A 12,641-nucleotide genomic window follows, 5' to 3' on the forward strand; every position below is an offset into this window, starting at 1 on the left:
AAACGGAACGGGCAGGCCGCGGGTTCCCTCGGAACCCCCAACCTGCCCGTAGGGGAAACCCCTGGGTCCTGTCCGGAAAAACCCACCAGGGTCTTTCCGGACAGGACCTGATGCCGCCGCGGCACTCAGGCCACGATGTTCACCAGCTTCGGCGCGCGCACGATCACCTTGCGGATCTCGGCGCCGCCGAGGGCCGTGACGACGTGCGGATCGGCCAGGGCCAGCGCCTCCAGGTCGGCGTCGGAGATCGACGGGGAGACCTCCAGGCGGGCCTTGACCTTGCCCTTGATCTGCACGACGCAGGTGACGGTCTCGTCGACCACGTACGCCGGGTCGGCGACCGGGAAGTCCTGGTGGACGACCGAGTCGGTGTGGCCCAGGCGGCGCCACAGCTCCTCCGCGATGTGCGGGGCGAGCGGGGCGACCAGCAGCACCAGCTGTTCGGCGACCGTCCGGGAGAGGGGACCACCGGTCTTGGTCAGGTGGTTGTTCAGCTCGGTGATCTTGGCGATGGCGGTGTTGAAGCGCATCGCGACCATGTCCTGGGAGACGCCGTCGATCGCCTTGTGCAGGGCGCGCAGCGTGTCCTCGTCGGCGGCGGCGTCGACGACGGTGACCTCGCCGGTCGCCTCGTCGACGATGTTGCGCCACAGCCGCTGGAGCAGCCGGTACTGGCCTACGACGGCGCGGGTGTCCCAGGGGCGGGAGACGTCCAGCGGGCCCATCGCCATCTCGTACAGGCGCAGGGTGTCGGCGCCGTACTCGGTGCAGATCTCGTCGGGCGTGACGGCGTTCTTCAGGGACTTGCCCATCTTGCCGAGGACGCGGCTGACCTTCTCGCCCTCGTACCAGAACGCGCCGTCGCGCTCCTCGACCTCGGCCGCCGGGACCGCGATGCCGCGGGCGTCCCGGTAGACGAAGGCCTGGATCATGCCCTGGTTGTAGAGCTTGTGGAAGGGCTCGGCCGACGAGATGTGGCCCAGGTCGAAGAGGATCTTGGACCAGAAGCGGGCGTACAGCAGGTGCAGCACGGCGTGCTCGGCGCCGCCGACGTACAGGTCGACGCCGCCGGTGGGCATGCCCTCGCGCGGCCCCATCCAGTACTGCTCGATGGCCGGGTCGACCAGCTTCTCCTCGTTGTGCGGGTCGAGGTAGCGCAGCTCGTACCAGCAGGAACCGGCCCAGTTGGGCATGGTGTTGGTCTCACGGCGGTACTTCTTCGGCCCGTCGCCCAGGTCCAGGGTGACGTGGACCCAGTCCGCGTTGCGGGAGAGCGGGGTCTCCGGCTGGGTGTCGGCGTCGTCCGGGTCGAAGGTGCGCGGCGAGTAGTCCTCGACCTCGGGCAGCTCCAGCGGGAGCATCGACTCGGGCAGCGCGTGGGCGACGCCGTCCTCGTCGTAGACGATCGGGAAGGGCTCGCCCCAGTACCGCTGGCGGCTGAACAGCCAGTCGCGCAGCCGGAAGTTGACGGTGCCCTCGCCGATGCCGCGCTCGGCCAGCCAGGCGGTGATCCGGGCCTTGGCCTCGACGACGCCCAGGCCGTCCAGCGAGATCTCGTCGTTGGCGGAGTTGATCAGCTTCGCCTCGTAGGAGGAGAAGGCGTCGTCCCAGGCGGCCGGGTCGGTGCCGCGGTCGTCGCTCGGCTCGACGACGCAGCGCATCGGCAGCTCGAAGGCGCGCGCGAAGGCGAAGTCGCGGGAGTCGTGCGCCGGGACGGCCATGATGGCGCCGGTGCCGTAACCCATGAGGACGTAGTCGGCGATGAAGACGGGGACCCGCTCGCCGCTGACCGGGTTGGTGGCGTACGCGCCGGTGAAGACGCCGGTCTTCTCCTTGGCGTCGGCCTGGCGCTCGACGTCGGACTTGGAGGCGGCCTGCTTGCGGTAGGCGGCGACGGCCTCGGCGGGGGTGGCGTGGCCGCCGGTCCACACCGCGTGGGCGTCCTCGGGCCACTCGGCCGGGACGATCGCGTCGACCAGGTCGTGCTCGGGCGCCAGGACCATGTAGGTGGCGCCGAACAGGGTGTCCTGGCGGGTGGTGAAGACCGTGATGGCGCCGGCCCCGTCGACCGGGAAGTCGACGCGGGCGCCCTCGGAGCGGCCGATCCAGTTCCGCTGCTGCAGCTTGATGGCCTCGGGCCAGTCCAGGGCGTCGAGGTCGTCCAGCAGACGGTCCGCGTAGGCGGTGATGCGCATGTTCCACTGGCGCAGCTTGGCCTTGAAGACGGGGAAGTTGCCGCGCTCGGAGCGGCCGTCGGCGGTGACCTCCTCGTTGGCCAGGACGGTGCCCAGGCCGGGGCACCAGTTGACCGGCGCGTCGGAGGCGTACGCCAGGCGGTACTCGCCCAGGACGTCGGCGCGCTCGGCGGCGGTCAGCGCGCTCCACGCGCGCGTGGTGCCGGGAACCTCGCGGGTGCCGTTCTCGAACTGCTCGATCAGCTCGGCGATCGGGCGGGCCTTGGCGGCCTCGGTGTCGTACCAGGAGTTGTAGATCTGCAGGAAGATCCACTGGGTCCACTTGTAGTAGTCCGCGTCGATGGTGGCGAACGAGCGGCGCTTGTCGTGGCCCAGGCCGAGCCGGCGCAGCTGGGCCTTCATGTTCTCCATGTTGGCCTCGGTGGACACGCGGGGGTGCGTGCCGGTCTGCACCGCGTACTGCTCGGCGGGCAGGCCGAAGGCGTCGAAGCCCAGGGTGTGCAGCACGTTGTGGCCGCTCATGCGCGCGTGACGGGCGAAGACGTCCGTGGCGATGTAGCCGAGCGGGTGGCCGACGTGCAGGCCCGCGCCCGAGGGGTACGGGAACATGTCCATGATGAACTTCTTGGGGCGGGCGGCGACCTCGGGGTCACCGGCCAGGTCGCCGGAGGGGTTCGGCGCCTCGTAGGTGCCCTCGGCGTCCCAGACGTCCTGCCAGCGTGCCTCGATGTCGGCGGCCATGGCCGCCGTGTAGCGATGCGGGGCCGCCGTCTCGGCGGCCGTGTTGATCTCGGTCATGGTCCTAGAAGCTCCATCGATCGTCTCTGCCCACTGCCACGAACTGCCACGAAATGAAAAATCCCCTCGCACAGGAGGGGACGCCGCGCCGACTCCGACGGGGAGGGCTTCCGCCCGTCGGGACTGGTCAGCGCGGCTCGATAAGCAGGAGGCGTACGGCACGCATGGCGCCAGGGTACCGCAGGGCCCCCGCGGGCCGCATCGGCGTTCACGGCGGCGGGAACGACGAAGCGGGCCATCCGATCCGGATGACCCGCTTCTCTTCTGTGGAGCTAAGGAGAATTGAACTCCTGACCTCCTGCATGCCATGCAGGCGCTCTACCAACTGAGCTATAGCCCCTCATTGCGACACTCAGCGTACCGCAGAAGTGCGGCGAGCCATCCGCTACGGATGACTCGCTTGCCTTCTGTGGAGCTAAGGAGAATTGAACTCCTGACCTCCTGCATGCCATGCAGGCGCTCTACCAACTGAGCTATAGCCCCTCGTGTCGTCCCCGCCCGGCTCCCTCTCGGGGTGCTCCTCGCGGCGACGGACAGAACAGTAACCGGCGGCCGGGCAGAACTCCAAATCCGTTTCTCCGGCCCCGTCGGGGGCTCCGGGTAGGGTCGCCGTCTGTGCCTTCCTCCGCTTCCCTCTCCCCGCCCCGCGCCCGCCTCCGGCCCCTGATCGCCGCCGCCGCGGTCTGCCTGTTCTCGTTCGCGGCCTTCTGGGTGGCGCAGCGCGTCGCCCGCGTGAACATGCTCGACGTGATGGTCTACCGGGCCGAGGCCGAGACGCTGCGGGCCGGAGCCGACCTGTACGCGATGCGCGCCACCTCGGCGGACCTCGCGATGACCTATCCGCCGTTCGCGGCCGTGCTGTTCCTGCCGCTGACGCTGGTGGGCGTCCCGCTGATGCGGACGCTGTCCACGGCGGGGAACCTGGTGCTGGTGGTGGCGCTGGTGCAGCTGTCGCTCCAGCTGGTCCGCCCGGCCCTGGCCGCACCCGCGCGACGGGTCGATCTGTGGCGTACGACACTGTGGATAGCCGCGGTCGTCGTCTGGTCCGAGCCGGTGTGGACGACGCTGCGGTACGGGCAGATCAACCTGCTGGTCACGGTGGCGGTGCTGTGGGACCTGACCCGCCGCGAGGGCAGCCGCTGGGCGGGCGTCGGCATCGGCCTGGCGACCGCGGTCAAGCTCACACCGGGGCTCTTCGTGGTGCTGCTCCTGGCGGCCGGCCTGCTGCTGTGGCGGCGGGACCGGGCGGTGAACCAGTGGCTGCGCACGGCGCTGACGGCGACCGGCACCTTCCTCGCCGTCACCCTGGCCATGGTGGTGGCGCTGCCCGCAGACTCGAAGACCTTCTGGACCCGGACCCTGTTCGAGACGGGCCGGGTGGGGCACGCCGAGGAGACCGCCAACCAGTCCCTCAGCGGGGTCCTCGCCCGGCTGATGCACACCGACGCGCCGGGCCTGTGGTGGCTGGCGGCGGCGGTCCTGCTGGGCGGCGCGGCGATGGTCCTGGCGGTCCGGGCGGCGGTCCTGGGCGACCGGGCGGTGGCCGTGGTCGGCACGGCGTTCACGGCCCTGATGGTGTCGCCGATCTCCTGGTCGCACCACTGGGTCTGGTGCGTGCCGCTCCTGATCCTGCTGTACGACCGCGCCACGCGCGCGTGGCCCGTGACGATCGCCGTGGGGCTGGTGTTCGCCTCGTTCGCGCTGTGGTGGGTGCCGCACGACCCGGGCCGGCCCGAACTGGACCAGAACGCCGGACAGATGCTGCTGTCGGCAATCTACCCGCTGACGGCGCTGGCGGTCTTCGCCGGGTACGCGCTGTCGGTGCGGCGGTCGCGCCGGGAGGGGGCTCCCGTGGTGGCACCCCGGGAGCCCGTCGCGGTCCGCGAGCCTCAGGCCGTGGCGAAGGAGTAGAAGCGCTTGAGGGTGCAGTGCTCGTCGAGGAGCCGGCCGTAGATCGGCTCCCCTTCGAGTTCGCGGTAGGTCTCGATGGGGTCGCCCTTTATGATCAGCGCCCGCGCGCACTCCTCGCACCAGTACTGGTACTCGGGGTTGACGGGGTCCATGTCCCGCACGATGGGCGTGCCGCTGCCGCACCAGTCGCACTTCCGCCTGTGCGCACCCAAAGGCCACCCTCCCGTCCGGATCCTGGTCCCCCTCCGGCGGTCCGATTCTGCCATGGCGGGGTGGTCGCCCAGAAGTGACAAAACGACAGATCCCGCCCCCCTGATGGGGAACGGGATCCGGTGATTGTGGAGCTAAGGAGAATTGAACTCCTGACCTCCTGCATGCCATGCAGGCGCTCTACCAACTGAGCTATAGCCCCTCACGTCCTTGGCGCTGCGCGCCGCGAACAAGATGAACTTTAGCCTGCGACCTGCCGGAAAGTGAAATCCGGGGCGGGTGGGCGCCCTGTGTGTCAGGTGTCGTCGCCGAGGACCGGCTCGGGCAGCGAGCCGGCGTTGTGCTCCAGCAGGCGCCAGCCGCGCGCGCCCCCGCCCAGGACGGACCAGGAGCAGTTGGAGAGCCCGCCCAGGCCCTCCCAGTGGTGGGGCTCCAGGCCGAGGAGCCGGCCGATGGCGGTGCGGATGGTGCCGCCGTGGCTGACGACGACCAGGGTGCCGTCCTCCGGCAGCTTGTCGGCGTGCCGCAGGATCACCGGGGCGGCCCGGTCGGCCACCTCGGTCTCCAGCTCGCCGCCGCCCCGGCGGACCGGCTCGCCGCGCTTCCAGGCGGCGTACTGCTCGCCGTACCGCGCGATGATCTCCTCGTGGGTCAGCCCCTGCCACTCGCCCGCGTACGTCTCGCGCAGCGCGGCGTCGTGGGTGACGGGGAGCCCGGTGAGGGCGGCCAGCTCGGCGGCGGTGGCCGCCGTCCGCTTCAGGTCGGACGCGACGATCGCGTCCGGCCGGAGCGCGGCGAGCAGCCGGGCGGCGCGGCGGGCCTGGTGGATGCCGGCGTCCGTGAGCTCGATGTCGGTCGAGCCCTGGAAGCGGCGCTCCAGGTTCCAGGCGGTCTGGCCGTGGCGCCACAGCACGATGCGGCGGCCGGTGCCGCCCCTGGCGGTGCTCAGCTCAGCTCACCGTCCGCCCCGTCGGCGCCGGTCAGGGCGGCGTGCTCGGCGGCCTTGCCGCGGGTCTTGAGGGCGTCCTCGGGCAGGGGCAGCTCGGGGCAGTCCTTCCAGAGCCGCTCCAGGGCGTAGAAGACGCGCTCCTCGCTGTGCTGGACGTGGACGACGATGTCGACGTAGTCCAGGAGGATCCAGCGGGCGTCGCGGTCGCCCTCGCGGCGGACCGGCTTGGCGCCGAGTTCCTTGAGGAGCCGCTCCTCGATCTCGTCGACGATCGACTTGACCTGGCGGTCGTTGGGCGCGGAGGCGAGCAGGAAGGCGTCGGTGATCGACAGCACGTCGCTGACGTCGTACGCGATGATGTCGTGCGCGAGCCGGTCGGCGGCCGCCTGGGCGGCGGCGTTGACGAGTTCGATGGAGCGGTCCGTGGCGGTCACAAGCAGGCTTTCGTCGGCGGTCCAGTACCCCTCAAGGGTCTCACGGACCGCCGACGACCCCACAAACGTTTACGGAGCGCCCGGAATCTCGTAGTCCCGGCCGAGGACGACGGTGACGGCGGCGGTGCCGAAGGGCTTGCCCTTGACGGCCGCGGAGGCGGGCAGTCCGAGGGTCTTGGCGACCTCGGCGGCCGTGTCCTTCTGGGCGTCGTCGGCGTAGACGACCTCGGACTTCGCCTGGCTGTCGGCCTTGGTGCCGCCGACGAAGACGTAGCCGCCGTTGATGAGGACGATCTTGGCCGCCTCGGTGGCGTCCTTGCCGGAGGCGTCCTTGATCGAGACGCGCGGGACGCCGCCGGTGTCGGGGGCGGTGACCTTGCCGCCGAGGACGTCCTTGACCACGCCGTCGCCGGCGCCCTCGGCGAGCGAGCCGTCCTCGCCGACGGGGAGCACGGTCGTCTTGTAGGCGCCGGTCTTGGCGTGGTCGGCGAGCTTGGCGAGGGAGGCGCCGAGGTCCTTCTCGGGGAGGGAGGGGTCGGCGATCTGCTGGAGGTACTCGATGGCGGTGGTGGCGTTCTTCGCGTCGCTGGGCAGCTTGCGGAGCAGGCCGCCGACGACCTGGCCGAAGCGCTGGAGCTGCTTGGCCTCGGCCTCGCCGGCGCCCCGGTGGGTGGCGTAGGCGACGGCGGCGCGGCCGTTCAGGGTCTGCTTCTCGCCCTGGGCGACGAGCGGCTCGGCGCCCTTCTTGCCCTTGGGGTCCGGGATCGCCACGTCGGTGTCGACGTCGACGCCGCCGAGGTACTCGACGAGGTTCTCCAGGTACGGGGTGTCCAGGCGCCAGGTGCCGGCGAGCTTGGCGCCGAGGAGGTTGCCGAGGGCCTCGCGGGTGCCGCTGGAGCCGTCGTCCTCGACGGACTTGCCGAGGGTGGTGGTGGCGCCCTCGGTGTCGGCGACGGCGAGCGCGTTGGGGAGCAGGACGGTGGTGCCCTGTCGGGTGGTGCTGTTGTCGACGAGGAGGGCGGTGGACGTGGCGCCGCCGGCGGTGTCGTGGAGGTGGAGGACGATCGTGGCCCGCTGCTGCGGGCCGGTGGCGGCGGCCTGCTTCTGCTCGGGCTCGCCGGTGCCGGGGAGCAGACCGGCCGACCAGAGGTAGCCGAGGCCGCCGACGACGGCGAGGGCGAGGACGACGCCGAGCGCGACGATCCGGTTGCGGCCGCGGCGGCGGGCCTCCTCGCGGCGCTCGGAGCGGCTCTCGGTGAACTTGAGCCAGTCGATGACGTCCTCGGAGTCCTCGTCGGGCTCCTCGATGAAGGAGAACTGCTCGGTCCGGTAGTCGCGGTCGTCGTCCCCGGCCGCGGGCCGGGGCACCCGGGGCGCGGCGGCGGGCGCCTGGGGCACGGGGGCGGGCCGCTGGCCGGGGACACCGGCGGGGGCGGCGGTGGGCGCGGCGGGCACGGGCGCCGGGGCGGCGGGGGCGGGCGCGACGGGTTCGGGGGCCTGCCAGCCCTGCTGTCCTCCGGCGTAGGGGTCGTACGGGTCGTGGACGGGCTGCTGGGGCGCGTAGCCCTGCGGGACGGCGTAGGGGTCGTACGGCTGCTGCGGGGGCTGCTGCGGCTGCTGTTCCTGCGGCTGGGCGTAGGCGTCGTAGCCGTACGCCTGCCGCTGGTCGGCGTACGGGTCGTACGCCTGCTGCCCGGGGGGCGGGGTCTGCTGCTGGTACACCGGCTGCCCGTACGCGTCGTAGCCGATGATCTGCGGCTGCTGCGGGTAGTACGGGTCGTACGGGTTCTGCTGGTCGTTCACCGGTGGCCCCTCCCCGGGTGTCACTCGCCTCGGTACAGCTGGCGCTTGTCGATGTAGCGGACCACGCCGTCCGGGACGAGATACCAGACGGGATCGCTCTTGGCGACCCGGGCGCGGCAGTCGGTGGACGAGATGGCGAGGGCGGGCACCTCGACGAGGGAGACGCCGCCCTTGGGCAGTCCGTCGTCGGTGAGGTCGTGGCCCGGCCGGGTGACGCCGATGAAGTGGGCGAGGGCGAAGAGTTCCTCCGCGTCGCGCCAGGTGAGGATCTGGGCGAGGGCGTCGGCCCCGGTGATGAAGAAGAGGTCGGCGTCGGCGTTGAGGGAGCGCAGTTCGCGCAGGGTGTCGATGGTGTAGGTCGCGCCGCCGCGGTCGATGTCGATGCGGCTGACCGAGAACTGCGGGTTGGAGGCCGTGGCGATGACCGTCATCAGGTACCGGTCCTCGGCGGGCGACACGGCCTTGTCGCTCTTCTGCCACGGTTCACCGGTCGGTACGAAGACCACCTCGTCCAGGTGGAACAGCGCGGCGACCTCGCTGGCCGCCACCAGGTGTCCGTGGTGGACCGGATCGAACGTCCCGCCCATCACGCCGAGACGGCGCTTGCCGCGGCCGCCAGTAGGCACTTCCTGCTCTCCCATGCGTGCAGAGCCTACTGGCACGGCCGCGGGCACCGACCCGGCGGCCTCCCGGTCGGCGTCCGGCTCAGCGGTCGCGGTTGAAGCGCGTGGTGATCCAGAGCAGCAGCATGAGCGCGATGAAGGCGCCGACGCCGGTGACGTACGGGCTCAGGCTCTCGTGGTTGCCACCGTGCTCGGCGCCCTCGGAGGCGAGCGTGACGAGGTTGGCGGCGGTGCTGTGGAGGCTCATCTTCGGCAGACCTATCCGATCGGGGGTGGGAGCGGAGACTTCGCGCACATCGTATGCGGCACGTCACGGCCGTCTCACGCCGACTCAGGCGTTGGCGTCCCCCGCGTCCTCGGAGGCACCCCGGGCGGCGGTGTCGGCGGGCCGGCCGCCGGGCTCGTCGGCGGTCTCGCCCCGGCGGTAGCCGCGGAGCAGGAACCAGGCGAGGAGGGCGCCGCCGACCATCGAGACCAGTAGCACGACGCGCAGTGTGTTGCCGGGCCCCTGCGGGGCGGCGGCGGCGAGTTCGGTGAGGGCGGCGGCGGCCGTCGCGATGTCCGGCATGGGGTCGTGCTCCCTCGTTGTCCACAGGGCCCCAGTTGTCCACAGCCCTCCGGCACACGGTAGCGCCCTCGCCTAGGCTGGGGCGTGTCAGGGGGACGAGTACCGACGCGTACGGATGGACAAGGGGGCGTTCATGACCGGAAACAACGGCGGGGACCAGCACGGAGGCGTGCCGAGCAGGCAGCGCAAGCGGTTCCCCGGCATCTCCTCGCGGGCCTACGAGCACCCGGCGGACCGCTCGGCGCTGGTGGCGCTGCGGAAGCTGAGCGGCTTCGACACCGTGTTCAAGACGCTGAGCGGGCTGCTGCCCGAGCGCAGTCTCAGGCTGCTCTTCCTCTCGGACTCCGTCCGGGTGAGCGACGCGCAGTTCATCCACCTCAACGACATGCTGCGGGACGCCTGTTACATCCTGGACCTGGAGAAGGTCCCGCCGATGTACGTGACCCAGGACCCGGTGCCGAACGCGATGTGCGTGGGCCTGGACGAGCCCGTGATCGTGCTGACGACGGGGCTGGTCGAGCTGCTCGACGAGGAGGAGATGCGGGCGGTGATCGGCCATGAGGTCGGGCACGCCCTGTCGGGGCACGCGGTCTACCGGACGGTGCTGTTCTTCCTGACGAGCGTGGCGCTGAAGGTGGCCTGGATCCCGCTGGGGAACGTGGCGGTGATGGCGCTCGTGACGGCGCTGCGCGAGTGGTTCCGCAAGTCGGAGCTGTCGGCGGACCGGGCGGGCCTGCTGGTGGGCCAGGACCTGCGGGCGTCGATGCGGGGCCTGATGAAGATCGCCGGCGGCAACCACCTGCACGAGATGAACGTGGACGCCTTCCTCGCCCAGGCGGAGGAGTACGAGAAGGGCGGGGACCTGCGGGACTCGGTCCTGAAGATCCTGAACGTGCTGCCGCGTTCGCACCCCTTCACCACCGTGCGGGCGGCGGAGCTGAAGAAGTGGTCGGAGAGCCGGGACTTCCAGCGGCTGATGGACGGCCACTACCCGAAGCGGTCGGAGGACGGGGACGCCTCGGTGCGGGACTCCTTCCGGGAGTCCGCCGGGCACTACGCGCAGACGGTGAAGGACAGCAGGGATCCGCTGTTCAAGCTCGTCGGGGACATAGCCGGCGGGGCCGGGGACCTGGCGGGCGACCTGGGCGGGAAGCTGCGGACCGTGTTCGGCGGCGGGGACCGGAAGGACTCCGGCGGCGGGACGGACCGGGGCGACGGCGGGAAGGCCGACGGGGGGAAGGCCGACGGGGGCTCCGGCAAGGACGCCTGAGCCGGCGGGCCCCGCCGGGGTCAGGGCCGGGGCTGGGCCGCGGGGTCGAGGGCGCCGCAGAGGGCGGCGGTCCCGGGGCCGCCGGTGGCGTACGGGTCGGTGAGGACCGGCCGGGCTCCGGCCGGGGGCTTCTCCCCGGCCAGGAGCGGCGCGAGCCCGCCCGCGGTGTCGGCGCCGCACGCCTGCGGCCCGGCCTCGACGGTGCTGGTGAGCAGTTCGGCCCGGTGCATGCGCAGGTCCTCGCGATCGAAGCGGAGGCGCAGGGTGCGGTGGACCGTGAAGAGGGAGGCGGGCGCGGTGGCCGGGCCCTGGGCGGGGCGCAGGACATAGGTGAAGGTGTGGTCGGCGGTGACGTCCAGGGTGTCGGCGGCGACCTCGGCGAAGCCGAGGGTGCCCTGCACGCGGGGCGCGGGGGCGGCGACGGTGACCCGGCGGGGGTCGAAGCGGACCAGCCAGGCGGCGACGGCGTGCCGGCCGTCGTCGGCGGGCCGGTCGACGCTGCGGTCGAACTGGGCGAGCTGGTCGGGGTCGATCAGCAGGCGGGCGGGCCGGACGGTCTGACCGGCGAGGACGTCGGGCTCCAGGGAGGAGGCGACGAGGTAGTCCTTGGCGATGCTGAGGGCGGTGACGATCTGGCCCTCGGAGAAGTGGAGGGTGCGGGCGGGGATCGGGAGGTTGATGCCGGCGGCCGCGGTGCGGTGGGCGGCGGCGGGGCTGCGGGCGAGGAGCCGGGCGGGGTCGCCGCCGGGGACGGGGCCCTGCGGGGCGAGCGGGACGACGGTGGTCCGCAGGGGTTCGGCGGGCTGGTCGGGCGGGGGCTGGTAGGGGTTGCGCAGGCCGAGGTAGAAGGCCGTGCCGAAGGCCAGGAGGATCAGCAGGACCAGGAGGAGTGCCTGGCCGGAGCCGCGGCGGGCGGGGCCGGGGCGGCTGCGGACGGCGAGCGCGTGCTCGCCCATCCGTTCCCGGGCGGAGTACTCCTGGAGGTGGGCAGCGCGGACGAACGCCTCGTCGAAGACGAGGGACCGGTACTCGTCCTCTCCGCCGGGGAGTCCCTCGGGATTCCCCTCAGGCGGGTCGCCACGCCCTGCCATACCTTCAGGGTAGGTCGGCGGGGGCTTCGGTAAACGCTCCGGTGCGCGACAAGTCCGGAAGTCCTCCGCGGTTGTCCGCCGTCGGGGGGGGTGCGGGCGGGCTCGTGCGGAAAGGGCCCGTGCGGGTGGGGTCAGGGGGTGTCGGCGGCCGGCGGGGCCGTCCGGGTGATGGTCGGGGGCAGTGCGCCGACCGGGTGAGCGACGGCGGTCGCGGGGGTGCCGGTGAGCACCGGCACCGGGGGGCCGGCGGCCGGGGAGGCGGTGGGTGCCGGGGTGGGCTGGTCGACGCCGGTGGAGGCCGGGGGGACCTGGTCCTGCTCGTTGCCGACGGCGCCCCGGTAGACGGCGCTGAAGGCGAGGGCGACCATGCCGACGCCCATGAGGAGGGCGAGGACCCAGGCGACGGGGCGGTGCCAGCGGGCGCTGCCCCGGTAGGGGCGCAGGGCGCCGCCGTGGCGGCCGTAGGGGCTGGCGTCGTCGCCGATGTCGTCGGGTTCGTAGGTGGGGCCGTGGGGGTCGCGGGCGTCGCCGTAGGGGTCCTCGTCGGCGGTGCGGCGGCCGGTGCGGGCGCGGGCCGCTTCGGTCTCCGCCTCGGCGCGGGCCTGGGCGGCGGCGAGGAGCCGCTCGACGGCGCTGGGCTCGTGGAAGGCGGCGGCCCGGACGAAGTCCTCGTCGAAGACCACGTCCCAGCGGCCCTCGGCGGCGCCTCCGCGCTCGTCGTCGGGCTCCCAGCCGTTCGGGGACGGCTTGCCCCCCACGTCGTCCGGCACGGTTTCAGAGTAGACCCGG

Annotated in this window: 12 protein-coding genes and 3 tRNA genes; 2 read left to right on the plus strand and 13 right to left on the minus strand. The window is 72.3% G+C overall.

The window, feature by feature from the left end; translation table 11 throughout:
* Positions 1 to 125: 125 nt before the first annotated feature.
* The 3 genes from leuS to IE219_RS04390 form a co-directional block, all read right to left on the minus strand.
* Positions 126 to 2,993, minus strand: a complete 2,868-nt coding sequence (gene leuS / locus IE219_RS04380; RefSeq protein WP_189975176.1) for a leucine--tRNA ligase — start codon at positions 2,991 to 2,993, stop codon at positions 126 to 128.
* Positions 2,994 to 3,260: 267 nt separating this feature from the next.
* Positions 3,261 to 3,333: transfer RNA gene (locus IE219_RS04385), tRNA-Ala, on the minus strand.
* Between the two features lie 70 nt (positions 3,334 to 3,403).
* Positions 3,404 to 3,476: transfer RNA gene (locus IE219_RS04390), tRNA-Ala, on the minus strand.
* 132 nt (positions 3,477 to 3,608) lie between these two features.
* Here IE219_RS04390 and IE219_RS04395 point away from each other — a divergent pair.
* Positions 3,609 to 4,904 carry a glycosyltransferase 87 family protein gene (locus IE219_RS04395; RefSeq protein WP_189975177.1) on the plus strand — a complete coding sequence of 432 codons (1,296 nt, stop codon included), beginning with the start codon at positions 3,609 to 3,611 and terminating at the stop codon, positions 4,902 to 4,904.
* Here IE219_RS04395 and IE219_RS04400 read toward each other — a convergent pair.
* From IE219_RS04400 to IE219_RS04435, 8 genes are all read right to left on the minus strand, one after another.
* Positions 4,883 to 5,116 (minus strand): hypothetical protein, encoded by a 234-nt coding sequence (locus tag IE219_RS04400; RefSeq protein ID WP_026277450.1) that lies wholly within the window; start codon positions 5,114 to 5,116, stop codon positions 4,883 to 4,885. The two genes, IE219_RS04395 and IE219_RS04400, sit on opposite strands and share 22 nt — an antisense overlap.
* Positions 5,117 to 5,243: 127 nt before the next feature.
* Positions 5,244 to 5,316, minus strand: a tRNA-Ala gene (locus IE219_RS04405).
* Positions 5,317 to 5,409: 93 nt separating this feature from the next.
* On the minus strand, positions 5,410 to 6,063 hold the full coding sequence (locus IE219_RS04410; RefSeq protein WP_189975499.1) for a histidine phosphatase family protein: 654 nt from the start codon (positions 6,061 to 6,063) through the stop codon (positions 5,410 to 5,412).
* Entirely contained in the window at positions 6,060 to 6,497 is a 438-nt protein-coding gene (gene rsfS / locus IE219_RS04415) for a ribosome silencing factor (protein ID WP_189975178.1), read from the minus strand. The genes IE219_RS04410 and rsfS overlap by 4 nt, the downstream gene beginning before the upstream one ends.
* Before the next feature lie 69 nt (positions 6,498 to 6,566).
* Positions 6,567 to 8,300: an LCP family protein gene (locus IE219_RS04420; RefSeq protein WP_189975179.1), complete on the minus strand. Its 1,734-nt coding sequence runs from the start codon at positions 8,298 to 8,300 to the stop codon at positions 6,567 to 6,569.
* Positions 8,301 to 8,320: 20 nt separating this feature from the next.
* Positions 8,321 to 8,941 carry a nicotinate-nucleotide adenylyltransferase gene (nadD, locus tag IE219_RS04425; RefSeq protein ID WP_189975180.1) on the minus strand — a complete coding sequence of 207 codons (621 nt, stop codon included), beginning with the start codon at positions 8,939 to 8,941 and terminating at the stop codon, positions 8,321 to 8,323.
* Positions 8,942 to 9,005: 64 nt separating this feature from the next.
* Positions 9,006 to 9,170 carry a hypothetical protein gene (locus tag IE219_RS04430; RefSeq protein WP_189975181.1) on the minus strand — a complete coding sequence of 55 codons (165 nt, stop codon included), beginning with the start codon at positions 9,168 to 9,170 and terminating at the stop codon, positions 9,006 to 9,008.
* Positions 9,171 to 9,254: 84 nt separating this feature from the next.
* Positions 9,255 to 9,491: a hypothetical protein gene (locus IE219_RS04435; RefSeq protein WP_189975182.1), complete on the minus strand. Its 237-nt coding sequence runs from the start codon at positions 9,489 to 9,491 to the stop codon at positions 9,255 to 9,257.
* 133 nt (positions 9,492 to 9,624) lie between these two features.
* Between IE219_RS04435 and IE219_RS04440 the strand changes: the two genes are divergently transcribed.
* Positions 9,625 to 10,761, plus strand: coding sequence for a M48 family metallopeptidase (locus IE219_RS04440; protein WP_189975183.1), 1,137 nt, complete (start codon positions 9,625 to 9,627; stop codon positions 10,759 to 10,761).
* Positions 10,762 to 10,781: 20 nt separating this feature from the next.
* On the opposite strand, the gene IE219_RS04445 is transcribed toward IE219_RS04440, so the two are convergent.
* The gene (locus tag IE219_RS04445) at positions 10,782 to 11,852 is read right to left on the minus strand and encodes an SCO2583 family membrane protein (RefSeq protein WP_189975184.1); all 1,071 of its coding nucleotides are present in this window, start codon (positions 11,850 to 11,852) and stop codon (positions 10,782 to 10,784) included.
* Between the two features lie 131 nt (positions 11,853 to 11,983).
* The gene (locus IE219_RS04450; protein WP_229849581.1) at positions 11,984 to 12,622 is read right to left on the minus strand and encodes an SCO2584 family spore wall biosynthesis protein; all 639 of its coding nucleotides are present in this window, start codon (positions 12,620 to 12,622) and stop codon (positions 11,984 to 11,986) included.
* Positions 12,623 to 12,641: the final 19 nt, after the last annotated feature.

Origin of the sequence: Streptomyces termitum (assembly GCF_014650175.1) — a bacterium.
GTDB lineage: Bacteria > Actinomycetota > Actinomycetes > Streptomycetales > Streptomycetaceae > Streptomyces > Streptomyces termitum.